Below are 24,224 nucleotides of genomic sequence, written 5' to 3'. Positions count from 1 at the left end.
AGCACTGGCTACAACATCGGCTATAGCCAATGTGGGCTGAATCGTTAAAAATGAGTATTTTGCAACTTAATAAACATCCGTAACGGTTGACAAAACCCGTGTCCCAAAACCCACACTGGCCATAGCCACAACCGTTGTGCATCACTCGTAAACAAGAATAAATCAAGTAACCACTAAATTTATAGACAAATGAAAAAGCGCAATTTATTTTTCACACTATCAACAGCAATTCTTTTTTTCACATGTTTCTGTAGTTGCAAAAAAGATGATAGTCAAGGAGGCGAGTCACTTTCTACAATTAGTAAAATGCAAGAATATGGGCCGTGGAGAACTCAAGAACTATCTGACACATTAGGATCTCCTGAATACAACAGGTATTATATTATTTACACTTTTACGGGGTTAAATTGTCAGTGCATTAAAGAAGAGTATATTAACCTTCCTTCAGACACTACTATTGCTGTAAATGAAGCCTGCATATATGGAAATGACAATGAGGTAGACTTCAAAGTATCCAGTATATGTAATGAAAATAATCTTGATGCAATTCTGAAAACATTAAACGTAAATCAGACAAAATTATCCTTTCAGTTTTTAAATCCAGCCGATCAAAGTGAGATTTATGGAACAGTAGAATGTACTCCATTGTAAAAACCAGCATTTGCCACCTTTGTTATAATACGGTTGTGAAAAAAAGCGATGCACAACAAAAAATAAACGCAAGGCGGCTTTAATCCCGCTCCGGTAGGGATTTTCGGTTGACAGAGAAACATTCCGTTTCTTTACAACACCACGGACGAAGCCGCCCTGCGTTTATTAAAACCGTTGCCCACAATTTGAAAAAAAGTGAGAGAATTTAAAGAAAAAGTATCGGCAGAATATCAAAATCACAGAAATAATTTTCGAGATTGCTATTCCTTTATTGAGAATTACTGTAAGAAAAAATATAATAATGGTAATTATCTTGACTTACTATCGGAAAATACTAAACTAATTGAAATCTGTAAGGAAGAAATATCTGAAGTAATCCAACAAGATTATATAAAATCGAACAATTACAATTTTGAAGTAAGACCCATAGTTAAGAATGCTACTGATTTCTTAAGAAAGGAAATTCTTGGCGAAGAAATTGAACATAAATATAAAAAAAGTTTAGAAAGAGCAGTTTATGAACTTTTGCAAGCAATCAGAGATAACATAACGCATTACGGAAAACTTGAGCATTCAGAAGAACAATATAACAGAAATCTCATCTTAATTAAAAATGCTTCATTAATAACTTGCTCATTAGTCCAAGAAATAGAAGAAAAGGAATAACAATATTATCAAATATGAATTACCTAAATTTCAAAAATCGCTATCCAAAAAGCATTAATAAATTTTTTTGTTGGGTTGCAAAGCAAGACCCAAATGAACAAAATCAATATGTAGACAACGCTTACTTTTATCAATTTTTTTGGGATATATTTGACTATCGCCCAGATTTTGGAATATCAATAGAAGAAAAAAAATACATAGATGTATTAAAACCATTATTAATTAAAACGAGACATATTGATAATGATTATTGGGATAATGAAAGTAAGATATTATTTGGCACATATAGCGACACAGGTAAAGACTTTATCCAAATTAGGTTTAATGAAGAAAGTGATTATGAAAATGCCTTTTATGTTTTGGAAACGCTAATAAATAAAGGTTTATATGCTTAACAACAAAATACTTGCCAACCACTTTTATAAATTAGGATTGAACATTACGTGCATTGCTAACTACGTTACAGAAAATAATTTTTATGATGCAAATATTCTTAAAGGTCCTTATCACGAATGGAAACATCTTAAACACGAAAGGCAATCATTAAGTGAATTAGAGAATTACGATTGGGATAATGCTGTTGGAATTGGAACAATAGCTGGATTTGAAAATCTACATATTTTAGACATTGACGGTTGTTCTAATTATGAATTTATTGAGGATTTACTAATTATTTTAGGACTTCCAAAAAGTTATCAATGGGTTGTAAAAACTGGAAGTTTAGACGGTTATCATATATACTTTTTTTCAGACTTAATTGAAGTGTTGGAAGAAGACCAAGTTGCATCTTCATATCCACCTAATTTGGATAATACAGCTTTATTTGAAAAAATAGAATTATTATGGAGTACACACATAGTTCTACCTAATTCACTTCATAAATCTGGTTCAAAATATAGTTTTGCGAATTGTAAATTCCCAAAAGAAAAACCAACTTTTATAGATATTAATAAATTTAAAATTATTGAAAGTCTATTTTTAAATATCTCTGAAATCGAAAAAAAGAAGGTGTATTTCTCACTTTCAAAAGAAAAACACAGAAATGTTACGTTACCCAATAACATTAACCTAATTGACCTTTCCAATATAGAAGAAAACTTATTCTTTTTATTTGATATAGAAACAGATGGTCTAATAAAAAATGGAAAATACCCAAACATTGTTCAAGTATCTTGGATGATAATGGATACTAATGGCATTGTTTATAAAAAGAATACAGAATTAGTAAATTCGGATTTTAACGAAAATTCTGATGCGTTTAAAATCAACAAATTAAATCCATCAATCATAAAAAAAATAGGAAAACAACCCTCGGATGTTTTTCTGGATATGACTTATGACTTAAAACATTGCAAAATAATTTCTGCCCATAATTTAAAATTTGATTTGTCAATTCTTGAAAACGAATTTCGCAAATATCAGATTGACTTTAATTTCGATTCTTTGGAAAGATTTTGTACAATGGATTTTGGAACAGAACTGTTATCGAATGAATTCAATCCAGAGCCGAAATTTCCGAAATTAACAGAGTTATTCGAACACCTTTTCAATCACAAAATTAAGCAGTTTCACAACGCTAATTCAGATGTTACGATACTTGCAAAATGTGTTAAAGAATTATTATATAAAGGAAATTTGGAAAAGCTTAAAACATAGTATGAAAAGAGAACAACATCATACTAACCAAGAAATTTTGAATGGACTTATTGAATCGTGTTTAAATTTTAATCCCAGTCATTTTATTCCTCATTTGCTTTCTAAAAAAGTCATCACAGATATGCCGAATAAAGTTCGTTTTTACAAGTTTTACAAATATATGCTTCTGTGTGCAAAAGAAAATTCGGTTGGACATTTAACTTTTAGAATTGAAAAACCTATCTGGGAAAAGGATAAATCAATTGAATATTATAATTTATATGACAGCAAACATAAATACTCTCGATTATCAATAGTCGTGAAAAAAACTGACGAGAAAATATTTATAGATACAATGCCATTCTGAAAAAAACTGTGGGCAACAACGTATATAGCTCATAGCTAGTTGGTTGCTTAATCGAAGTTAAAGTATATTTGGAAAGTCGCCAAATTTTTAAATTTGACGATTTCCAATAAAAAAGATAAATAGTAAAATTTAAAAATCTGGCTTGTGCTTAACCCGAAAATAATCGTTAATTTACACGCTACGAGCCATATACAAACACGTTATGCTTTATTAAAAACCAACCCGATAAATACAAATAATGCCAATACTAAATGATATAATTGATTGGGTGGAAAACAAGCCTGTTTTTTGGCAAATTGCCATTGACCGTATAATCAGAAACAATGAACTAACTGAAAATGATATTTCAGAACTAAAGGAAATCTGTAAAGTAGATTATGGATTATCAGACTTTGATTTTGATGAAGTGGACTTTGATGATTTAAGAGATTTCGCAAACAATGCAACAAGCAGTGATGACATAATACTCTCTAAAATTTCCAATGTAGACAACATAAACGCACTCTCAAAAACTAGTGAATTAGAATTTGCATCAAATGGTCTTACGCTTGTCTATGGAGATAATGGTTCAGGGAAATCAAGCTATGTTAGTATCTTAAAACACGCTTGTAATACTAGAGGAAATAAGCCAAAAATAAATGATAATTTATACGACCCAACTTGTTTTGGAAACGATAAAAAAGCAGATATTGAATATACAATTGATGGAACAAACTTCTACACTATAAATCTCTTAAATGAAGTAGTAAATGACTCTATTTTAAAAAGTATTGATGTTTTCGATACATTTAGCGCTAATCATTACATTGAAGGAGAAGATGAAATCGCTTTTATTCCTCAAGGGCTATCTATTGTAGAAAAATTAGCAGTCTGTATCAAGAAAGTTGAGAATGAACTAAATGCAGAATTTTCAGACCCTGGATTAGAAAAATTTGACCACACTCTTTTAGAGGTTTCAGATTGTTCGACTGCTAAAACATTCCTCGACAACTTAAATTCGGAAACTTCACTTAACGAATTAAGAGCAGAAGCAATTTGGAATGAAACTAAAAATTCTAGAATTGAAGAGCTAACCAAGCAAATAGATAAGTTAAAAGCAACCGACCCAAAGAAAATTTTAAAAGAAAACAACGATAAGATAAAACGCTTTGAGGTTTTACAAAGCAAATTTCAAACACTCGAAAATAACTTGACAGGAGAAAAATTAGAGGGCTTAAAACAAGTATTAAATAATTTTTCAGCAACAAGTGAAGCACTTAAAGAATCTTCTGATAAGGCATTCTCAGAATTACCAATTGAAGGCGTTGGTAGTAGTTCTTGGAAATTACTTTGGGAAAGTGCACGAAAATTCTATAACGAAAGTACAGAAACAAAAGATTTCCCAAAAGTTAATGGAGAGAGTAATTGCCCTCTTTGTTTTCAAGATTTAGAAGAAGATGCAAAAAGCAGATTTACTGCTTTCGAAGATTTTGTAAAAAATGATATTCAAAAAACTTTTGATGAAGCTTCTGATAAATTTGATTTAGAATTAGAAAACTTAAATAATCTGGATTTTTCTTTTGAAGAACAAAAGCCTACAACAATTGAGTTAGATGAACTGATTGATGAATATTCGAAAAATCAATCACAATATATAGAGTTACTTTCTAAGCAGAAAGATTATTTAGTTAGACTACTTAATTCTAAAAAATCTGTTGAAACTATTAATTCAATTGAAATTGAGAATACACCTAAAACTCAAATTCAAAATCTCATTAAAGACTTAAAAGAAGCAAATGAGAAATTAGCAGTTCAGTCAATTGAAGAAGATTTAAAACCACTAAATAAGGAACTAAATCAATTAAAGGGAGAAAAAAAGATTTTTGATTATAAACCCAAATTAGGTCGTGAGATTTATCGACAAAAAAAGATAAAACTGCTAAATAAGTGCATTAGTAAATGTAATACCCGAACGATTACTACCCTTAGTAATGATTTAGCAACAAATTACATAAGCCAACATCTAAAACAGAATTTTAAAGCAGAACTTACCAAACTAGGTTTTAAAAACATCAAGATAGAAACCGAAACAAAAGGACAAAGAGGAAAACAATATCACTACTTAAGACTTGATGAACAAAACGCCAATGGAATTGCATTAAAAGACGTTTTAAGTGAAGGAGAACATAGGTGTATTTCCTTGGCAACATTCTTATCGGAATTATCCATTTCAGAGCATAAAAGTGCTATAATTTTTGACGACCCAGTTTCATCACTCGACCATAAATGGAGAAATAAAATATCAAAAAGAATTGCAGAAGAAGCTTTAGAACGACAAGTTATTGTTTTCACTCACGATATTGCATTTCTTCTTATGATAGAAGAACATTCAAAAAAATTAAATTGTCCATTAGAAGTAAAAAGCCTTACAAGAAAGAAAACTGAAACTGGAATAATCGCTACAAATCCACCTTGGGATACACTATCTGTAAAAAAACGAATTGGAGTTCTAAAAAACGGCTTAGTTAAATTAAAATCAATCGAAAAAAACGAAACAGAAGAAATCTATAAGGAGCGAGTAAAACCTTTCTATGGTAAATTGAGAGAAACTTGGGAAAGATTTATTGAAGAAATCTTATTAAACAAAGTTGTTCAAAGATTTGGTAGAGAAATACAAACCCAAAGAATAAAAGTCCTTACTGATTTAACGGATGATGACTATAGCTTAATCGAAGAAAATATGAAGAAATGCTCAACATATATGACTGGTCACGATTCTTCGGGTGCATTAATTGAAAATATGCCTGATTGTGATGAAGTTGAAATAGATTTAAAAGTCCTAGAAGATTATTTAGGTGAAATGCGAAAAAGAAAAAGACAATAAATAACAAAGCATAACAATGTATATAAAAAATAGGCGAAACAGTAATAAAATCAAGGCTTTTAGCTCGTATCTAACTTGGTGTTTAACCGAAAGTTCAGTACTTCGAAATCGCCTACTTTTCATATACTAAACGTTGCCAATCATTTGATAAAATATATTCTGGACAATCAAACCCGCGATTTCAGGTCAAATTCCATCGGACACAAAATCCATCCGAATCAGGTGCAGAACTCTAAAAAAGACAAAAAAATTTATCAGCAAAACGCAATCAGGGCGGAATCGAATCCTAGAATTTTAAAATTTAAAAGAGAAAAAGTAGCGAAGCGGAATCAGAATGGAGACTACATAAAAAAACGCTTGGCAACAAAAGGCTATAAATAATGCTGCGGCGGGGATAATTCCAAAAGCAGTCGTATATTTACGAGGTCGCCAAAACTTTATTTTGGCGCAATACTGAAAATAAGTAAAAAACAAAGCTTTGGCTAAGTGCCTATTCCAAAAATCAGTGTATTTTTAGACGCACTATTCATAGCCGGGACGTTGCCCACAATTATGAAAAAAATCCTGCAAATAATGATAATCGGAATTTTATTTGCCAATTGTGCTGATAAAAAAGATAAGTTGGATGCAACAGGAACTATAAAATCGGAAAAGACTAAAACGGAAAGCGAAATTAAACTCGAATATATTGACAGGTGGAATAAAATTGAACTTGCTCAAACTGATGATGAATTCGGAGAATGGGGCGGAAACTCTGACATCATAGTAGTTTACTCTGATGGTGAAAAAATTTACGCAAACTATTTGAGATATTTGGGTTCTTATGAGCCACCAAAACCACCGAAAGAGAACGAAGAACCGAAAAAATGGTATGAGTACAAAGAGTTGGAAAAAACCATTGATAGTGTCGAATTGAACCGCGAGCAAATTGAATTGATTGAAAATGCAATAATGGAACTGACTAAACTAAAAATTAATTCAAAATCATCTTTTTCTCATAGTGGAATTGTAAATCGAGTTATTTCAAAAGATTCAAGTTTAATTATAGAAGATTATCCTTCAAATAAGTGGACTGAATTTCAAAAACTGAAGAAAAGTATAATTAATAAATAACTGTGGGCAACAACGTATATAGCTCATAGCTTGGTAGTTGCTTAATCGAAGTTAAGGCATATTTGGAAAGTCGCCAAATTTTTAAATTTGACGATTTCCAATAAAAAAGATAAATAGTAAAATTTAAAAATCTGGCTTGTGCTTAAACCGAAAATAATCGCTAATTTAGACGCTACGAGCCATAAACAAAACCGTTGCCCACAATTATGAAAAAAAATCTACTAACAATAATATTGATTTTTCAAATTGGACTTTTGAGTGCTCAAAAAACTCAATCTGAATTGATTATTGGAACGTGGAGATTTGAAAAAAAGTGTGATTTAAGAACAGAAACAGAAAAATCCGAATTTGTGGTAATTTCGTGCGGACCTGAAACTGAAAATGGAACTGAATACGCTGACCGAACATTCAAAAAAAATAATGATTTTGAGTTTTATTATAATTTAAATGAAATTAGTTGCGGAAAATATAATATTGAAAATCATAAATTAACGCTTGAGAATAGATTATCGGAAAATCAAATTGAAAACAATAAAGAACGAGTAGAATCGTATCTTAAAAAAAAATTGATAATAAAAAAACAAGATGGATTTTATTATTACAGACCGGTAATTTTAGAATTGAAATCAATCATTAAAAATCGACTTGAATTAGGAACTGAAAAACATTACACGATTTGGACACGAATAAAATAACTGTTAAAATAGCCTTTGTAGTTATATCATTTTTATTTATGTCTTGTAAATCAAGTTTAGTTAAGTCCATTAATAAAACCTATAATTACGAGTATGTGGAAGAAGGTTTTTCAGATTATTTTGCCGATTGCATTCGAAAATCTCGAAAATCTTTAATTAATCTTGTATTAGAAAAAAATATTGTAAAAAATCAACGTGCTTATATTATTGAAATTTATGGAAATGAGGATAAAACGCTACAAGCAAAAATAATAACTGAAAGATTCAATTACGATTATGCAAGCATCGATAATAATTATTGCAAGGATGTAAAGAGATGGTATCCAGGAGAAAATTATGACCACGAATATTTTGATTTTTTAGTGCAAATGGCAAAGTCGGAAAGGTTCGAAGAATTACAATCTTTTTACATTACATATCCAATTTCAAACAGTGGCTTAGTATATTTAACTATTGTTGATTTTAAAGAAAATAAGAAAAATTATAAAATTATAAAAACATTGCGCTTTCAAGAGTTTAGAATATACTGATAAATCTTGGCACAGAATAACTGTGGGCAACAACGTATAAAAATAATAGGGCAATAAGTGCTTAACCCAATGGCAAAGGCACTTTTGCGAGGTCGCCAAATTTTTAAATTTGGCTTATTAAAAAAAAGATAATAAGAAAAATATAAAAATTCGGCTTGTGTTCAACCGAATGGTAGTCGCCTTTTTTCAGCCCTACTATTCTTATACAAATCCGTTGCCAACAATATGAAAAAAATTCTCGATAGCCGAAAATACAACCTAATCGGAATTTTAGTCGGAACTATAATTGCGTGGATTATTGCAATGCGGACTGACTTGCCAGCGAGCTCAAATCACGGCGGATTTATTCCCTTAATTTATCCACCTTTAATCGGAGTTTTGACTGTTATTGGCTATTTAATCAGCAGACTGATAACGAAAAAATATAATTGGATTATAAGCATAATCGGAATAGTTTACATTCTACATTTTGCGATTGATTTTAATTTAAGTTATGCTTAAAAAAATAACCAAATGGACTTTTCTCAAAGGCTATTTATTAGTCTATCTGACTTGTTGTTTGATTTTTACAATCATCAAGTGGGAGACACTTTCTTATGCAGAAGGTTGGGGAGTTGTTTATATGGTTGGATTGTTTGTAATCGGACTTTTTGGATTACTAACTGACTTTATTCTGACTTTAATAATCAAGAACAAAAAAGTACTCAACGGAATTGGAATTTTAATAGCAATCGGATTTTCAATTATGTTGTTTATTGAATTGAAAAATAATGGATTTAATTAAAAATACTGTTGGCAACACCGTGTAAACGCAATAACGGCGGAATTTTCTACCGAAAATTCTCGCCTTTTTATTAACTTGGTGGCGTCAGCGGAAAGTACTCGCGCACTTTCCCGTTACTGACGCTTACACAAACACGTTGTGCGTCATTAAAACCAATGAATACGATAAAATCCGAAATAGATAAAAGTGACTACGGAAGAGATGATTTTCCGAATCTGAAAATTGACGAATTTTGGCTTGACGAAAAACTCGAAGAGCTTTATCCGAACAATATGTATAAAGGACTTTATCCTACTCTACTTTTTTGGATGGAAATTGAACAGGAACGAGAAGTTGTTTGGAATAGAGTTTTACCGAAAATTGGAGAAATAACAATTTGCCCAATTCTAATGTGTCCTGACGATAATGATTTTTCCTGCACTATAATTTTAGCGGAAATTGAAAATTGTGGAAAAACAATTAAATGGAACAAATTAGGAATTGATAAAACAACAGAATATAACGCTGAAAAAGTTGGCTCAAAATCTGAATGGTTTGAAAAAATAAGCGGATTTGAATTCTTAAAAGCTGATTACGAATTAATGATATCGGAATTTAAGAAACATTATAAAAAAGAAAAAACGAATTGGGAAAAACGGAATCCCGAATTTGAACAGAAATTACCGTTTGAGAAATAACGAACGCACAACAACGTGTATAATTCATTGCTAGTGAGAGCCTAATTACGAAAGTCCTCGCGGACTTTCTATCTGTGATTTATTTGCTAACTTTAGTGCTTAAACACGCAACGAAATCATACACAAAACCGTTATGTGCAACTTAAGACAATGACAATTATAGTTTTTCTAATTTGGCGAAACCAACTGTCTTTCTATAATTATCTGGAGAAACACCTACTTTCTTTTTGAAAAACCGACTAAAATAAAACTCATCATCGTAACCTAGATTTGCTGCAATTTGTTTCAAAGGTTTTGACGTTAAATATAGCTCCCGTTTGGCCGCTATAATAATTCTATTTGAAATTAAATCGCTGGGTGTTTGCTGTAAATACTTTTTTACAATCTTTGCCAATGTTTTTGTACTAACACTCAAAACATCTGCATAATCTTTGGGAGAATGTAATTCACAAAAGTTTTTCTCAATAGAATCTACTAAATTTTGTAGTATTTCAGATTGGCCATCTGAAAATTTTGGAACTATCTCTTTATCGAATTGTTTTTTCTGCCTCACTGCTTCTATTAAAAATATCTTTAAAAATGCGACAAGAACTTCATGTTGAGCTATAGAATCTTTATCCATCTCTTTTGAAATTTGGTCTATGAGATTAAAAAACAAAGCCTCTTCAGAAATCTTAAAATGTGGTATTCCACTAAAATTATTAAAAAGAACGCCTTCTGTTTCAATATCATTTTGATGACGATAAGTACAGAAAAAATCTGAGTGAAAATTTAATAACCAGCCCGAACAAGATGCTGCAGAAGAAATCATAAATGGCTGATAAGGCGACAGGCAAATCATTTGATAACCTTGCAGTTCATACTTAGAAAGGTCCACACTTAACTTATAGTTGCTTCCGTAAAGTAAAATAATAGAATAATAGTTCTTTCGCTGTAAATGGTCAAATTGATTAAGATTTTCAAACCTTTCTAGTCTAAAGGCTAATTCACCATTTTGTTTATCAATAATAATTTGAGCCATAAACATCTATTTCTTTTTTAGTATCCTTAAAAACAAAGGAGTGCTTATTGCACTCCTTTCTAAAGATATCAATTATTTTGAAGCAATGATGTCTATTTTTTGAATTGCAGTTGGTTTAAAACCTTCTAAAAGAACCGGAGCATTTTCCATAAGTGCTGCAGCAACTTTACCTGTTAAGTGGGCATCTCTACCTGAATCATCAGCAAAAGTATCAAAGATTGCATACGTAGTCGCATCTATTTTTATAGCATACCAAGATAAAGTCTTTGGCTCATCACTTACTAATTGTTTTCCAACATTTAGAAAGTTTTCGACATCTGCTGTCTTTGTTTCTTTAGATTTCATGATAACAAGCAAGCCTTTGTTTTGCAGTCCAGACTTATGATTAGATGCCAATATGTCTATGGCTTGAATATCTGTGTCAGCATCAAAATCTTCTAATAAATCATCTGCATTTGCTAATAGTGCCTTTGCAACTTCTCCTTGTAAATGCGCTTGTCTACCTTCTTCAACTTCAAAGGTATCATAGATACCAAAAGTTTTACTGTCTATCTGAAAGGCAAACCAAGATACTGTTTGAGGTTCTTGATTGACTAGTGCTAATCCACCAAGCAAAAAGTCTTTTACGTCTTGTTCTTTTCCTGGTTTTGCCTTCATAATTACTAATAATCCGATTGTTTCATTTTTTGTACTGTTCATAATGTTTGTGTTTTTAGTTTTTGAAAATGTTTGAATTGTAAATCCTAGTAAAAAAACCAGGAGCGCTAATTATAATGGAACTGTAGTTTTCATTTTTTCTTGTTTTTTTGTTACAGTGTAAATTTGGAGAGAAATAAAGGACTGTGGAATGGATGTTTATTACTATGGCATGGACGATTTTCAGGAAAGTAATACTAAAAAAGCAACACTATTAAATTCAGTATGCACATAACAACGTATATAGCTCATAGCTAATGAGTTGCTTATACGAAGTTAAGGCATATTTGTAAAGTCGCCAAATTTTTAAATTTGACGATTTCCAATAAAAAAAGATAAATAGTAAAATTTAAAAATCTGGCTTGTGCTTAATCCGAATAAATATCGCTAATTTGCACGCTACGAGCCATATACACAACCGTTAGCCACAATCTAAAAAACCAATCGTAAATGACAATATTCACAACATTATTACAAGCAGAAACTACTGAAAATGTTGCTGAAAAGATACCGAATGATACTGGCTGGTTTGTTCAATTTATCCAAGACAATCCATCTATAATTTTATCTATTGTAACAGGACTACTTTTACCTTTAGGTTTAGTTTGGTTAAACAACAGAAACAATGTTCGGATTAAAAAACTTGAAAACAAACTGAATTTAGATTCTAAAAAACTTGATAAAGAACTATCGGAAGAAATTGACAAAAAAGGAATAATTCAAAATCAAGAAAGAGTTGTTTATTCGTCTTTGTCAAAAATTTTATTCGATGTTCAACAACTTCACGTCTCGTTATCTGGAACTTGTATTGACAAAAACTGTATTGACAATTCCCTTGAGAAATTTGACAAATCGATAATTAAGTATCACGAAGAGATAGCTAATAATATGCTGTATATGTCGTCTAAAGTTATTAATTACATTTACGAATTTTACAGTATCATAAGTGACTTAAAAGTAAACCTAAAAGAGTTTAATGACATTCAGGAATTTCAAATGGCTCACGTTTCTGTTTATATGCATTCGATAGAATTATCCGAAGTCTTGATAAAAATACAGGAGGAATTTATTTCAAAAGATGAGAAATTAAAAAGCGATTTTGATGAATCCGCTCAAGAAATGATGAAATATTGTTGCGGTCGAAAACCACCACAAGAAGAATTTGAGAAATTTAAAGAATTGTTTAAAAAAGTAAACCCAAATTATACCGAAGATGAAATTTACCAATTGGACAGAAGGTATGGGTAAAAGACTGTGGCTAACAACGTATATAGCTCATAGCTGGGCAGTTGCTTAATCGAAATTAAGGTATATTTGGAAAGTCGCCAAATTTTTAAATTTGACGATTTCCAATTAAAAAGATAAATAGTAAAATTTAAAAATCTGGCTTGTGCTTAATCCGAAAATAATTTTCTAATTTTCACGCTACGAGCCATATACAAGACCGTTGTGCTTCATTATGACCATAAAATGACATAATAATAAATACAAAGACACACCTAAATTAGAAACATTAAAATATTTTATATATGAAAAAATTACTGCTTATACTTTTAATACTCCCTTTTCTAGGGTTTACTCAAATACAAATCGGTCAAGATATATTCGGAGTATATGAAAATGGTGAATTTGGCGACAAAGTAGCATTGTCCTCTAACGGTAATGTTCTAGCAATAGCCGGTTATCGTTATAACAACTTTACAGGGCTGGTAAGTGTTTTTAGAAATGAAAATAATAGTTGGGTTCAAATTGGAGAAAATTTATTGGGTGCCGAGGTGTTTGAATCGTTTGGGGAAAGTCTAGCATTGTCTTCAAATGGCAATGTGTTAGCCGTTGGATTAACAGGAATTGGAAAGGTAAATATATATGAGAATATCGGAGAGAATTGGGTGCAAATAGGTAATATTATTGATATTGGAGGTCGTGCCGTATCCTTATCATCAGATGGTACTATTATAGCGATTGGATCTTCTCTTCAAGATTATGTAAGTGTATATAAATATATAAATAGTAATTGGGTGCAAGTGGGAGATGATATTTATGGCGGAATAGGGGGAGAACATTTTGGTGAAGCAATAAGTTTATCATCAGATGGAAACATATTGGCAATTGGTGCTCCAGCAGATGGAGCGAATGATGGGAAATTAAAAATATTTGAAAATCAATCTGACACTTGGGTTCAAATTGGGGAGACTATTGTGGGAGGTAATGCTTTATTTGGAGCACAAGTTTCATTATCCTCGGATGGTAATAGAGTAGCAGTTTCAAGATGGAATTGTTGTTCAAATCGTGGAAAAGTAACCATTTTTGAATACGATGGTGGTAATTGGGTTCAAATCGGTCAAGATATTTTTGGCCAAGAACCTAACGAATCTCTAGGCTCACATGGGTTATCATTATCACCTAATGGAAATATATTAGCAGTCGGAGCAAGATATCATGGTATCGTCAGGGTTTATGAGCTTATAGATGAACAATGGTCATTAGTAACTGAATTAAATGGAAATCTTAATGGTCCTCAAGATTTTTTTGGTAACGCAATATCATTATCTTCAGAAGGAAATTTTATCAGTATTGGCGCACCAAAATATGATTCTTCGACAACAGACTCAGGTAGGGTCAGTGTTTATGATTTAAGTGCATTATTATCAGTTGATAAAAATGGGCTAAATAAATTAAGTTTATATCCTAACCCAACGAAAAATACACTGAATATAGTTGCGAATGATAAAATTAATTCAATACAGGTTTATAACATAATAGGTCAACAAATTCTTACCACAGCACCTAACACTCTAACTGAAACGATAGATATGTCAGAATTTAAATTAGGAATATATATTATTATGATTGAGATTGCTGATCAGAAAGCTACTTATAAAATCGTTAAAGAATAACGAAAGCACAACAATGTATAACCGCAATTACGGCGGATTCGACTGCGTCCGAATCCACGCGTAATTGCTAACGTCAGTGCTTAATCGAAAAACCTCGTGTATTTATCCGTAACTGCGGTTATACTAAACGTTGTGCCTAATTTAAAAAAATGCCCGAACTAACTATGATGTCGAATATTTCGAAAGCGGAATTAAAGGAAATAAAGCGAAATCTTCCCGATTATAAGAAGATAATTGAACAAGATGACTCATACATTGAAAACGGAAAATATAAAAAGATTTTTATTAGTGTTTTTGACCATTGGTTGACAAATGAAGAGGCGAGTGAAATGATTTTTGTCGATGAAAATTTGAATGAATTAAAAGCACGTAGAAAAAAATTCGAAATTGTTGCAGAGGAATTATATAAAGCAACTGACATTTATTTTTGGAAATATAAACGAAATTATCGAATGGTTTTGAAAAAACCAATGGATTACAAAGACGTTTTAAGGAAATGTGATTTTGATAATTTATGGTCGCAAAGTGGAAGAAGATACAGTATGATTTTACCAAAACTTTCTGCGATTTATAGCGAAGAATGGGATTGGACTAATATTATTTGGTATACTGATGAGAAAAAAATAGTTCCGATATTGAAAATTGCCGAAAAGGCTGGATTGAATATTCTGAAATAAAAACTAGGCACAACAACGTGTATAATTAATGGCTAATTAGAGCTTGCTTACGAAAGTCCTCGCGGACTTTCTATTCGGTTTTTATTTGCTAAATTAGTTCCGTAAAACACGCCACTAATCATACACAAACACGTTGCCAAGCATTTGATAAATATATTCTGGACAATCAAACCCGTGATTTTAGCTCAAAATCCATCAGACACATAAACCATCCGAAGCAGGTGCGGAACTCTAAAAAGGATAAAAAATTTATCAGCAAAACGCAATCAGGGCGGAATCGAATACTAGAATTTTAAAATTTAAAAGAGAAAAAGCGGCAAAGCGGAGCTCCACAAATCGTGATAGAATTGAGCGGCGAAGCGGAATCAGAATGGAGACTGCATAAAAAAACACTTGGCAACAAAAGGCTATAAATAATGCTGCGGCGGGGATAATTCCAAAAGCAGTCGTATATTTACGAAGTCGCCAAAACTTTATTTTGGCGCAATACTGAAAATAAGTAAAAAACAAAGCTTTGGCTAAGTGCCTATTCCAAAAATCAGTGTATTTTTAGACGCACTATTCATAGCCGGGACGTTAGCCACAAGCTGAAAAAAACAAATGGACAAAGAAAAACCCAGACTTGCAAGATTGACAGCAATCCTAACCCAATTACAGTCGAAAAGGATTGTAACCGCAAAGGATATTGCCGAAAAGCATAATGTAAGTATCAGAACGGTTTATCGAGATATCCGAACGCTTGAGAAATCAGGAATTCCAATCGTGACGGAAGAAGGAAAAGGTTATTCCATTATGGAAGGTTATAAACTTCCGCCAGTTATGTTTACCCAAGGCGAAGCGAACGCCTTAATAACAGCAGAACAACTAATCAGAAAGAATAAAGACCAATCTTTGACAGAACAATACGAAAGTGCTGTAACAAAAATCAAGTCAGTCTTAAACTACGCCCAAAAAGAAAAAGCCGAATTGTTGACTAACAGAATACAGGTACGCAATAATCGTGAGAATGAAAAAACAAGCAAATATCTGATACAACTTCAATCTACTATATCAAATTATCAAACAATAAAAATTGATTACCTGTCATTGGAAAACAAGCAAAGTCAAAGAAAAATCGAACCGTTTGCACTTTACACTACACAGGACAATTGGATACTTATCGCCTTTTGTAAATTAAGAAATGACTTTAGAGCGTTTCGCCTTGATTGTATCCAAAAAATAGAAATCTTTGGTAGTCATTTTGAACCACACAAAATGACTTTGCAAGAATACCTTGAAAAATGTAGTGAAAAATATAAAGACACCCCTGACACACCTTTGGCACAAGGTCAATCTACTTTTGCATTAAATCATAAAATTTAAAAAAATGCAAACAGTAAAAATTGAACCTTTTAACATTATCGGAATCTCTATTAGAACGACAAACGAGAACGGACAGGCAAGCAAAGAAATTGCAGAGCTTTGGGGTAAGTTTATGTCCGAGAGTGTCTTATCAAAAATCCCTAACAAAGTTGATAATGAAATTTATTCACTTTATACGGACTATGAAGAAGACCATACAAAACCTTATACGGCAATACTTGGTTGCAAAGTTGAAAATTTAGACAATATTCCCAACGGAATGGTTGGTAAATCATTTAGTGGAGGAACATACAACAAGACAACTGCAAAAGGAGACTTAATGCAAGGATTGATCGTTAACCAATGGTCTAAAATTTTTGAAATGGAATTAGACAGAACCTATGATGCCGATTTTGAGATTTTCGGGGAAAAAGCACAAAATCCTTCTGATGCGGAAGTAGATTTCTATGTAGGTATAAAGCAAGAAATAAATGGGTAAACTATCCTTAAAGACAGACCCAAGAGTAAATGAAGTTTTTGCGAATTATCCCGACTTTGTTCGGGATAAATTGCAACATCTTCGGGAATTGGTAATAGAAACAGCAGAAGAAACCGAAGGCGTAACTGTTTTGGAAGAAACTTTGAAATGGGGAGAACCCAGTTTTGTTACCAAAAATGGAAGCACATTGCGTATGGATTGGAAAGAAAAAACACCTGACCAATATGCAATGTATTTCCAATGCACGAGTAGATTAGTTGATACTTTCAGATTAGTTTTTGACCACAAATTTCAATACGAAGGAAAACGAGCAATCGTTTTTCAGTTAAACCAAAAAATTCCTGAAATGGAATTAAAGGAATGCATAAAAGCATCTTTGATTTATCACAATGTAAAGGAACAGATTACATTGGGAATTTGAGAAATGAATAAAAAAGCCAGTGGCTAACAATGTATATAAAAAATAGGCGAAATAGTAGTAAAATAAAGAGTTTTGGCTCGCATCGAGCTTTGTGTTTAACCGAAGGTTCTGGGCTTCGAAATCGCCTACTTTTCATATACTAAACGTTGGCAACAATTACGATAAACAACAAAAAGTTCACTATTTAAGTGAACTTTTATTTTTTTTATTTGTATCTTTGCACTATGATAAAAGAAAGCTATGGAAATAAATTTCGAGAAAGATTATCTAAAAGAACTGTACGAAAACGGCAAGGCTCGAAGCAAAAAGCATAGGTTTCAACCAAATGTTATTAAAAAGTATATACAAACAATAGATAAATTAAGAGTTGCAAAAAATACAGAAGAGTTATATCCCATTAGAAGTTTGAATTACGAAAAACTTATTGGCGATAAAAAAGGATTAGAGTCTGTTCGAGTGGATGGCAAGTATCGAATAGAATTTATAACTACACTAGAAGGAGAAGAACCTAATAGTATTACAATATGCTCAATTATTGAATTGAGTAATCATTACAAGTAATTACTACAAACAAACACAGGGAAAGATGGCAACAAAAAAAATATTAACACCGTTACAAGCGACACATCCAGGAGTTCTAATTAAAGATGAACTAGATGCAACACCTGATTTAAACCAAAGAAAATTGGCGAAAGAATTAGATGTTCAACCATCATTTTTAAACGAAATTATTAAAGGGAAAAGACCAGTTACCGCAGATATTGCAATTTTATTAGAAAAAATATTGGGAATTTCAGCGGACTATTGGATGAAGTTTCAATCTCAATATGAGATTGATAAAGCAAGAGTAAAGCAAAAGAATATTAAAAAAGTAAGAAATATTGAACTATGGAGCATCATAAAAGAATATGTTCCTGTTCGATATTTCAAGAAACATAATTATTTAAGCGATGATATTGAAAGTGACATTAAAACTATAAAAAACATTTATGAAGTGGAAACTATTGATGGACTAGTCTCTTCATTTTCCAAAGATAAATACGCATATTTTCGAAAGTCTGATAAACTGAAAATTGATGAAAAAAATATGTTTGCTTGGAGCTCATTAGCTCAATATGAAGCTAAAAATCAAAAGACAAATACTTTTAATTTTGACAATTTAAATCAACTCTGTTTAAATTTAAATAACATATTTTATGAAAATTCTGGAACACCAGAAAGAGTTAAATCTGTACTTAATCAATTTGGGATTAAAATGTTACTGATTGACAAACTAGAGAAAACACCTATTGATGGATTCTCTTTTTGGTCAGGAAAAAATCCAGCTATAGCATTGACTTTGAGGTATAATCGGATAGATAATTTTGCTTTTACAATTATGCACGAAATGGGACATATTGATTTACATTTGAGAAACGACAAGGACAGAAAGTTTATGGACTTAACTCGAAAACAGAATGTAGACAAATGCGAGACTGAAGCCGACAATTACGCTCAACAAAAATTAATCCCTAATAATATTTGGCAAGATATATTAGACAATCATCTTCCTTTAGATGATGAGAAAATTATAGCTTTAGGAGATAAACATAGAATTAATCCAGCTATATTATTGGGTCGAGTTTGCTATGAAATGGATTATTATGCAATAAGAACAAAGATTGACAAAAAAATGAAATAACTGTTGCCAACAATGGCTATAAGTAATTGCTTGTTGTCGTCTACTTCTGAAAAACCTCGCGGATTTCCAGCTTGGTGTGTACTTGCTAAGTTAATCGCAAACTCACGCAACTACTCATAGCCGAGACGTTGTGCATAATATGAAGAAAGCAATAATATTGATATTTGGAGTTACAATTTTACAACTGAATTTCGCTTGTAAATCTCAATATTCTGTGACCGAATTAAACAATAACTTTACTTCTGAACAAATAGCCGATTTAAAAAAAATAACTACCTTTTTTAAAAATCAAATGTGCCTAAATATGGACTCTGATTTTAAAACTTGTTATGAACGAATTCCTCACGAATATTTAGAAGCAACAGGAAATGGGTTTTGGACAAATATAGACTTTGAGGAACAAAAGGAACTTTACAAACAAATATCAAGATCAACGTTTGATAAAATTTGGTGGTTTTGTAAATCAATCGAATATAAAACTGGAAAAGAAAAAAAATCTTTGTGTGCTAATGCCATTGGAGAATATAATAATTATCTTTTCGATTTAGGAAAACATAATCCCAAAATTAAGGAATATGCACATTGGATTAATGCTTCAGGAGACTTCAATCCTTTACAAATGCTCTACTCAAAAGTATCAAAAAATAAAAAATATTTTGACCTAAATGACCCCAATGTTCAATTGATTTTAGCAATTCACTATTTATCGTTAAATGACCAAGCCAAAAGAAATGAAAAATGGAGTACGGAATAAAAAATACTATGCACAACAATGTATAACCGCAATTACGGCGGATTCGACTGCGTCCGAATCCACTCGGAATTGCTAAAGCCTGTGCTAAACCGAAAATTAACGCATATTAACCCGTAACTGACGGTTATACGAGACCGTTGCCAAGCATTTGATAAATATATTCTGGACAATCAAACCCGTGATTTTAGCTCAAAATCCATCAGACACATAAACCATCCGAAGCAGGTGCGGAACTCTAAAAAGGATAAAAAATTTATCAGCAAAACGCAATCTGGGTGGAATCGAATACTAGAATTTTAAAATTTAAAAGAGAAAAAGCGGCAAAGCGGAGCTCCACAAATCGTGATAGAATTGAGCGGCGAAGCGGAATCAGAATAGAGACTGCATATAAAAACGCTTGGCAACAAAAGGCTATAAATAATGCTGCGGCGGGGATAATTCCAAAAGCAGTCGTATATTTACGAAGTCGCCAAAACTTTATTTTGGCGCAATACTGAAAATAAGTAAAAAACAAAGCTTTGGCTAAGTGCCTATTCCAAAAATCAGTGTATTTTTAGACGCACTATTCATAGCCGGGACGTTGCCAAGCATTTGATAAATATATTCTGGACAATCAAACCCGCGATTTTAGCTCAAAATCCATCAGACACATAAACCATCCGAAGCAGGTGCGGAACTCTAAAAAGGATAAAAAATTTATCAGCAAAACGCAATCAGGGCGGAATCGAATACTAGAATTTTAAAATTTAAAAGAGAAAAAGTAGCGAAGCGGAATCTGAATGGAGACTGCATAAAAAAACGCTTGGCAACAAAAGGCTATAAATAATGCTGCGGCGGAGATTATTCCAAAAGCAGTCGTATATTTACGAGGTCGCCAAAACTTTATTTTGGCGCAATACTGAAAATAAGTAAAAAACAAAGCTTTGGCTAAGTGCCTATTTCAAAATTCAGTGTGTTTTTGGGCGCACTATTCATAGCCGGGACGTTGTGGTGCATTTTGAAAAAACAAACGTATAAAATTGAAAAAAATGATATTAGTAGCAATAATTTTCATAATACTTGGAATTTTAATAAAGTACGGGAAAATGTATTTTTTGATTGCTGGTTACAATACAATGACCACTGAAAAAAAAGCAAAATATAATATTGACGGAATTGCTACACTTATGAGAAATGTAATGTTTGCAATGGCTATTGTAATAATACTGGGCTACTTCATTTCAAAATGGCTTGACAAACCAAATCTTGAAATGATTTTTATGTTTATCGCAATTTTAATTGGAATACCATATCTACTTATTAAAGCTAATTCAAACAAGTATAAAATTAAACAATAATTAAAATGACAAAAAGAATGAGGAATATTTTTACTCTTTTGCTATTTTCCCTTTGTTCAATCACATCATTCGCACAAGATTATGTCGGAAATTGGATTGGAGAAATACCAATTCCAAGCGGCAAATTAGATGTTGCATTCAAAATCACAAAAAATGGAAATAATTATGAATCTACAATGGATATTCCAAAACAAGGATTGAATGGAGCCAAAGCGGAAACTACCAAATTAAATGACACGCTATTAACAATAACATTTCCTAATTTCAATTTAGAATATAAGGGAAGTATCAACGATAAAAACGAGATTATAGGAAATTTGTTTAAAGGTGGTTATCCTGTCTCTTTAAATCTAAAGCGTGGAGAAATCGTTCTCAATAGACCACAAGAACCAAAACCGCCATTTAATTATTATTCAGAGGAAATAACTTTCAATACTACAGACAATTTAAAATTAAAAGGAACTTTAACACTTCCAAAGAAAGATGGAAAATTTCCCATAGTAATTATAATAAGTGGTAGTGGGCCACAAAACAGAGATGGGGAAATGTTCGGACATAAACCATATTACGTCATTGCTGACCAACTCACAAAAAATGAGATTGGTGTCTTAAGATTTGATGAACGTGGAGTAGGAAAATCCGAAGGCAATTTCAACACCGCTACAATCGAAGAATTATCAACTGATATCAAATCTGCTATTGATTACCTGAAAACAAGGAATGATATAAATACTTCAAAAATTGGATTGATAGGACACAGTATTGGAGGCATTATTGCACCAAAAGTAGCTTCGGAAATTAACGATGTTGATTTCATTGTTCTTATGGCTGCACCTGGGATAAATGGTGATAAATTAATGCTTTCCCAAAAAGCAACTTTGGAAAAAACTATGGGAATGAATGAACTACAAATTGCACAAGGACAAGAATTAGTAAAAGGAGCTTATGACATTATTGTCAGTACCAATCTTGATAATCAAGCCCTAAAAGACAGTCTAAATTCATTTTACATAAATAAGTATGGCAAGATGTTTCCTGAAGTCCAAAGAGAGACATTGGTAAACCAAATTACGGGAAATGAAGTATTGAGTTTAATCAAGTCAAAACCCTCAAAGTATTTAGAGAAAGTCAATTGTCCTGTTTTAGCAATCAATGGAAATAAAGATTTTCAAGTTCCTTCAAAAGAAAATCTAAACGCCATAAAGGATGCTATTGAAAAAAACGGAAATAATGATGTAACAATAATTGAGTTGGAAAATTTAAACCATTTGTTTCAAGAATGCAATACAGGAATATCGTCTGAATATTCAGAAATTGAACAAACCATATCGCCAGATGTTTTGGACTTAATAACTGATTGGATAAAAAAACAGATTAAATAAAAAACGACACCACAACAATGGCTATAAGTAATTGCTTGTTCTCCCCTACTTCTGAAAATCCTTGCGGATTTTCAGCTTGGTGAGTGCTTGCAAAGTTTAGTGCTAACCCACGCAACTACTCATAGCCTAGACCGTTGTGCAACATTTAGACCATATACTTTCCTGAAATAGGTTGACTAAAAATTAATCAATTAATTACAGTCACTTATGAAAACAAAAAATGAACACTGGCTAAAAAAAAGCTACCAAAAAGCAACTTTAGAGACTAAACTTTTAGTCGTTGACCAAATCCTAAACGGACAATTATCCACAAGCTTTGCTTCCAAGAAGTACGACGTTCCCAGAACCACCATTACCTATTGGTTAAGAAAATACAGTACCTTAGTACAACAAAATACAGGTATGAGTAAAAACGATGAGATTAAAAAATTAAAGGAAAAGATTGAAGAACTTGAGTTCGCAAAGGACTTTCAACAAGACATAATCGCTGAAATGGAACTGATTACAGGCGTCGATATGGCAAAAAAGTCCTTGCCCAAGTCACTCGCGAAAGAGATAGAACGAAAAAAGAAAAACCGTTCAAAACAAAATGGATCTATCAGTGCCTTGGAATCTCTAAACAAGCCTACCACAAAAGACTCAAAACCCAGCAAAAACAGCAAATAGACCATCAAAAAATGGCAACTATGGTAAAGGACTACCGTAAAGCAGTAGGCTCTAAAACCGGTGGAATCAAGCTATACAGTGAACTCAAACAAGATTTCAAAAACGCTGGTATTGAGATAGGTAGAGATAAGTTCTACCGCTTCTTAAGGCTCCATAACCTACTGGTACCTAAAACTAAAAATTATATCACCACAACCAACTCAAACCATATGTTCAAAAAATATAGAAACCTCGTAAAAGACCAACTCCCTACCCGACCTGAACAACTCTGGGTAAGCGATATTACATACATCAAAACAGAAAATGGCCATAACTACTTGGCTTTAGTTACAGACGCCTATTCAAAGCAGGTTATGGGCTATAATATAGACAACCATATGAGAACATCACTCTGCACAAAGGCGCTCGCTATGGCTGTTAAAAATAGAAAATATCCTGGACAAAAACTCATTCATCATTCAGATAGAGGCTTTCAATATTGCAATCCAAAATATACAGTATTTGCCGAAAGCAACGGTATCACAATGAGTATGACAGAACAATATGACCCTTACGAAAATGCTGTTGCCGAACGCATTAACAGGACGCTTAAATACGAATATGGGCTTAAGAGAACTATCAAAAACAAAGAATTAGCTCAGAAAATGACACAGCAAGCTGTATATATTTACAACAATTTAAGAACCCATTTTAGCCTGGATTTAAGAAAACCGGCTGAAGTACATTTAAATCCAAACATCAAATACAAGTCATATCGAAAAAATAAAGTAGATTTACCTGAACTTAAGATTTAAGAACGAACCTAGTCCAAAGGATTTTTTTGCCTTCCAAACGGCTAAAAAAAATATTTTGGACGTGCAAAACAGACCCG

27 protein-coding genes are annotated in these 24,224 nt (G+C 32.1%); 25 read left to right on the top strand and 2 right to left on the bottom strand.

The annotated features are described in order from the left end of the window. Nucleotides 1-189 precede the first annotated feature (189 nt). The 12 genes from QPK98_RS09935 (at nt 190) to QPK98_RS09880 (ending at nt 9,981) form a co-directional block, all read left to right on the top strand. Entirely contained in the window at nt 190-651 is a 462-nt protein-coding gene (locus QPK98_RS09935; RefSeq protein ID WP_310993123.1) for a hypothetical protein, read from the top strand. 195 nt (nt 652-846) lie between these two features. Continuing rightward, entirely contained in the window at nt 847-1,317 is a 471-nt protein-coding gene (locus tag QPK98_RS09930; protein WP_310993122.1) for a hypothetical protein, read from the top strand. A gap of 14 nt (nt 1,318-1,331) precedes the next feature. Further along, the gene (locus QPK98_RS09925; RefSeq protein WP_310993120.1) at nt 1,332-1,712 is read left to right on the top strand and encodes a hypothetical protein; all 381 of its coding nucleotides are present in this window, start codon (nt 1,332-1,334) and stop codon (nt 1,710-1,712) included. Next, on the top strand, nt 1,705-2,973 hold the full coding sequence (locus QPK98_RS09920; protein WP_310993119.1) for a bifunctional DNA primase/polymerase: 1,269 nt from the start codon (nt 1,705-1,707) through the stop codon (nt 2,971-2,973). The genes QPK98_RS09925 and QPK98_RS09920 overlap by 8 nt, the downstream gene beginning before the upstream one ends. A gap of 1 nt (nt 2,974) precedes the next feature. After that, nucleotides 2,975-3,319, top strand: a complete 345-nt coding sequence (locus tag QPK98_RS09915; RefSeq protein WP_310993117.1) for a hypothetical protein — start codon at nt 2,975-2,977, stop codon at nt 3,317-3,319. 238 nt (nt 3,320-3,557) lie between these two features. Then, nucleotides 3,558-6,182 carry an AAA family ATPase gene (locus QPK98_RS09910; RefSeq protein WP_310993116.1) on the top strand — a complete coding sequence of 875 codons (2,625 nt, stop codon included), beginning with the start codon at nt 3,558-3,560 and terminating at the stop codon, nt 6,180-6,182. Nucleotides 6,183-6,734: 552 nt separating this feature from the next. Further along, nucleotides 6,735-7,295: a hypothetical protein gene (locus QPK98_RS09905; protein WP_310993114.1), complete on the top strand. Its 561-nt coding sequence runs from the start codon at nt 6,735-6,737 to the stop codon at nt 7,293-7,295. 206 nt (nt 7,296-7,501) lie between these two features. Further along, nucleotides 7,502-7,990 carry a hypothetical protein gene (locus QPK98_RS09900; RefSeq protein ID WP_310993112.1) on the top strand — a complete coding sequence of 163 codons (489 nt, stop codon included), beginning with the start codon at nt 7,502-7,504 and terminating at the stop codon, nt 7,988-7,990. Further along, nucleotides 7,972-8,520: a hypothetical protein gene (locus QPK98_RS09895; protein ID WP_310993111.1), complete on the top strand. Its 549-nt coding sequence runs from the start codon at nt 7,972-7,974 to the stop codon at nt 8,518-8,520. Before QPK98_RS09900 ends, QPK98_RS09895 begins: the two co-directional genes overlap by 19 nt. Nucleotides 8,521-8,745: 225 nt before the next feature. After that, complete coding sequence (locus QPK98_RS09890; RefSeq protein ID WP_310993109.1) at nt 8,746-9,021, top strand: hypothetical protein; 276 nt, start codon at nt 8,746-8,748, stop codon at nt 9,019-9,021. Next, nucleotides 9,014-9,304 (top strand): hypothetical protein, encoded by a 291-nt coding sequence (locus QPK98_RS09885; protein ID WP_310993108.1) that lies wholly within the window; start codon nt 9,014-9,016, stop codon nt 9,302-9,304. Before QPK98_RS09890 ends, QPK98_RS09885 begins: the two co-directional genes overlap by 8 nt. Nucleotides 9,305-9,459: 155 nt before the next feature. Continuing rightward, nucleotides 9,460-9,981: a hypothetical protein gene (locus QPK98_RS09880; protein WP_310993107.1), complete on the top strand. Its 522-nt coding sequence runs from the start codon at nt 9,460-9,462 to the stop codon at nt 9,979-9,981. A gap of 157 nt (nt 9,982-10,138) precedes the next feature. Here the strand turns inward: QPK98_RS09880 and QPK98_RS09875 are convergent, their stop codons facing one another. Continuing rightward, nucleotides 10,139-11,002 (bottom strand): helix-turn-helix domain-containing protein, encoded by an 864-nt coding sequence (locus QPK98_RS09875; protein WP_310993106.1) that lies wholly within the window; start codon nt 11,000-11,002, stop codon nt 10,139-10,141. A gap of 72 nt (nt 11,003-11,074) precedes the next feature. Further along, nucleotides 11,075-11,701: a putative quinol monooxygenase gene (locus QPK98_RS09870; RefSeq protein ID WP_310993105.1), complete on the bottom strand. Its 627-nt coding sequence runs from the start codon at nt 11,699-11,701 to the stop codon at nt 11,075-11,077. Between the two features lie 447 nt (nt 11,702-12,148). Here QPK98_RS09870 and QPK98_RS09865 point away from each other — a divergent pair, with 447 nt between their 5' ends. The 13 genes from QPK98_RS09865 to QPK98_RS09805 all read left to right on the top strand — a co-directional run bounded on the left by QPK98_RS09865 (nt 12,149) and on the right by QPK98_RS09805 (nt 24,147). Next, entirely contained in the window at nt 12,149-12,946 is a 798-nt protein-coding gene (locus tag QPK98_RS09865; RefSeq protein ID WP_093246026.1) for a hypothetical protein, read from the top strand. 281 nt (nt 12,947-13,227) lie between these two features. Then, nucleotides 13,228-14,595, top strand: coding sequence for a T9SS type A sorting domain-containing protein (locus tag QPK98_RS09860; RefSeq protein WP_310993101.1), 1,368 nt, complete (start codon nt 13,228-13,230; stop codon nt 14,593-14,595). A gap of 164 nt (nt 14,596-14,759) precedes the next feature. Then, entirely contained in the window at nt 14,760-15,272 is a 513-nt protein-coding gene (locus QPK98_RS09855) for a hypothetical protein (RefSeq protein WP_310993100.1), read from the top strand. Between the two features lie 600 nt (nt 15,273-15,872). Beyond that, nucleotides 15,873-16,634 carry a helix-turn-helix transcriptional regulator gene (locus QPK98_RS09850; protein WP_310993099.1) on the top strand — a complete coding sequence of 254 codons (762 nt, stop codon included), beginning with the start codon at nt 15,873-15,875 and terminating at the stop codon, nt 16,632-16,634. Nucleotides 16,635-16,638: 4 nt separating this feature from the next. Further along, the gene (locus tag QPK98_RS09845; protein WP_310993098.1) at nt 16,639-17,112 is read left to right on the top strand and encodes a GyrI-like domain-containing protein; all 474 of its coding nucleotides are present in this window, start codon (nt 16,639-16,641) and stop codon (nt 17,110-17,112) included. Beyond that, on the top strand, nt 17,105-17,533 hold the full coding sequence (locus QPK98_RS09840; RefSeq protein WP_310993097.1) for a DUF1801 domain-containing protein: 429 nt from the start codon (nt 17,105-17,107) through the stop codon (nt 17,531-17,533). Before QPK98_RS09845 ends, QPK98_RS09840 begins: the two co-directional genes overlap by 8 nt. A gap of 240 nt (nt 17,534-17,773) precedes the next feature. After that, nucleotides 17,774-18,094, top strand: a complete 321-nt coding sequence (locus QPK98_RS09835) for a type II toxin-antitoxin system RelE/ParE family toxin (RefSeq protein WP_310993095.1) — start codon at nt 17,774-17,776, stop codon at nt 18,092-18,094. 25 nt (nt 18,095-18,119) lie between these two features. After that, the gene (locus QPK98_RS09830; protein ID WP_310993094.1) at nt 18,120-19,214 is read left to right on the top strand and encodes a HigA family addiction module antitoxin; all 1,095 of its coding nucleotides are present in this window, start codon (nt 18,120-18,122) and stop codon (nt 19,212-19,214) included. A gap of 139 nt (nt 19,215-19,353) precedes the next feature. Beyond that, nucleotides 19,354-19,968 (top strand): hypothetical protein, encoded by a 615-nt coding sequence (locus QPK98_RS09825; protein WP_310993093.1) that lies wholly within the window; start codon nt 19,354-19,356, stop codon nt 19,966-19,968. 1,028 nt (nt 19,969-20,996) lie between these two features. Next, the gene (locus QPK98_RS09820) at nt 20,997-21,305 is read left to right on the top strand and encodes a DUF3784 domain-containing protein (RefSeq protein ID WP_310993092.1); all 309 of its coding nucleotides are present in this window, start codon (nt 20,997-20,999) and stop codon (nt 21,303-21,305) included. A 5-nt stretch (nt 21,306-21,310) separates the two neighbouring features. Continuing rightward, on the top strand, nt 21,311-22,687 hold the full coding sequence (locus tag QPK98_RS09815) for an alpha/beta hydrolase family protein (RefSeq protein WP_310993091.1): 1,377 nt from the start codon (nt 21,311-21,313) through the stop codon (nt 22,685-22,687). A 207-nt stretch (nt 22,688-22,894) separates the two neighbouring features. Next, nucleotides 22,895-23,353: a helix-turn-helix domain-containing protein gene (locus QPK98_RS09810; protein WP_310993090.1), complete on the top strand. Its 459-nt coding sequence runs from the start codon at nt 22,895-22,897 to the stop codon at nt 23,351-23,353. After that, nucleotides 23,281-24,147, top strand: coding sequence for an IS3 family transposase (locus QPK98_RS09805; protein WP_310993183.1), 867 nt, complete (start codon nt 23,281-23,283; stop codon nt 24,145-24,147). The genes QPK98_RS09810 and QPK98_RS09805 overlap by 73 nt, the downstream gene beginning before the upstream one ends. The last annotated feature ends 77 nt before the right edge of the window (nt 24,148-24,224 follow it).

The sequence above is a fragment of the Aequorivita marina genome, assembly GCF_031631895.2.
Classification (GTDB): domain Bacteria; phylum Bacteroidota; class Bacteroidia; order Flavobacteriales; family Flavobacteriaceae; genus Aequorivita; species Aequorivita marina.
Note: the sequence above shows the minus strand (reverse complement) of the source record. Positions and strands in the feature narration are given on the sequence as shown.

Bases quoted from the DNA above. Each gene is read 5' to 3' on its own strand.
- QPK98_RS09925 (WP_310993120.1), top strand. From the start codon at position 1,332: ATGAATTACCTAAATTTCAAAAATCGCTATCCAAAAAGCATTAATAAA.
- QPK98_RS09850 (WP_310993099.1), top strand. From the start codon at position 15,873: ATGGACAAAGAAAAACCCAGACTTGCAAGATTGACAGCAATCCTAACC.
- QPK98_RS09845 (WP_310993098.1), top strand. From the start codon at position 16,639: ATGCAAACAGTAAAAATTGAACCTTTTAACATTATCGGAATCTCTATT.
- QPK98_RS09875 (WP_310993106.1), bottom strand. From the start codon at position 11,002: ATGGCTCAAATTATTATTGATAAACAAAATGGTGAATTAGCCTTTAGA.
- QPK98_RS09890 (WP_310993109.1), top strand. From the start codon at position 8,746: ATGAAAAAAATTCTCGATAGCCGAAAATACAACCTAATCGGAATTTTA.
- QPK98_RS09810 (WP_310993090.1), top strand. From the start codon at position 22,895: ATGAAAACAAAAAATGAACACTGGCTAAAAAAAAGCTACCAAAAAGCA.
- QPK98_RS09910 (WP_310993116.1), top strand. From the start codon at position 3,558: ATGCCAATACTAAATGATATAATTGATTGGGTGGAAAACAAGCCTGTT.
- QPK98_RS09860 (WP_310993101.1), top strand. From the start codon at position 13,228: ATGAAAAAATTACTGCTTATACTTTTAATACTCCCTTTTCTAGGGTTT.
- QPK98_RS09905 (WP_310993114.1), top strand. From the start codon at position 6,735: ATGAAAAAAATCCTGCAAATAATGATAATCGGAATTTTATTTGCCAAT.
- QPK98_RS09880 (WP_310993107.1), top strand. From the start codon at position 9,460: ATGAATACGATAAAATCCGAAATAGATAAAAGTGACTACGGAAGAGAT.
- QPK98_RS09885 (WP_310993108.1), top strand. From the start codon at position 9,014: ATGCTTAAAAAAATAACCAAATGGACTTTTCTCAAAGGCTATTTATTA.
- QPK98_RS09900 (WP_310993112.1), top strand. From the start codon at position 7,502: ATGAAAAAAAATCTACTAACAATAATATTGATTTTTCAAATTGGACTT.
- QPK98_RS09920 (WP_310993119.1), top strand. From the start codon at position 1,705: ATGCTTAACAACAAAATACTTGCCAACCACTTTTATAAATTAGGATTG.
- QPK98_RS09825 (WP_310993093.1), top strand. From the start codon at position 19,354: ATGAAGAAAGCAATAATATTGATATTTGGAGTTACAATTTTACAACTG.
- QPK98_RS09870 (WP_310993105.1), bottom strand. From the start codon at position 11,701: ATGAACAGTACAAAAAATGAAACAATCGGATTATTAGTAATTATGAAG.
- QPK98_RS09935 (WP_310993123.1), top strand. From the start codon at position 190: ATGAAAAAGCGCAATTTATTTTTCACACTATCAACAGCAATTCTTTTT.
- QPK98_RS09915 (WP_310993117.1), top strand. From the start codon at position 2,975: ATGAAAAGAGAACAACATCATACTAACCAAGAAATTTTGAATGGACTT.
- QPK98_RS09820 (WP_310993092.1), top strand. From the start codon at position 20,997: ATGATATTAGTAGCAATAATTTTCATAATACTTGGAATTTTAATAAAG.
- QPK98_RS09835 (WP_310993095.1), top strand. From the start codon at position 17,774: ATGGAAATAAATTTCGAGAAAGATTATCTAAAAGAACTGTACGAAAAC.
- QPK98_RS09855 (WP_310993100.1), top strand. From the start codon at position 14,760: ATGATGTCGAATATTTCGAAAGCGGAATTAAAGGAAATAAAGCGAAAT.
- QPK98_RS09830 (WP_310993094.1), top strand. From the start codon at position 18,120: ATGGCAACAAAAAAAATATTAACACCGTTACAAGCGACACATCCAGGA.
- QPK98_RS09865 (WP_093246026.1), top strand. From the start codon at position 12,149: ATGACAATATTCACAACATTATTACAAGCAGAAACTACTGAAAATGTT.
- QPK98_RS09840 (WP_310993097.1), top strand. From the start codon at position 17,105: ATGGGTAAACTATCCTTAAAGACAGACCCAAGAGTAAATGAAGTTTTT.
- QPK98_RS09815 (WP_310993091.1), top strand. From the start codon at position 21,311: ATGACAAAAAGAATGAGGAATATTTTTACTCTTTTGCTATTTTCCCTT.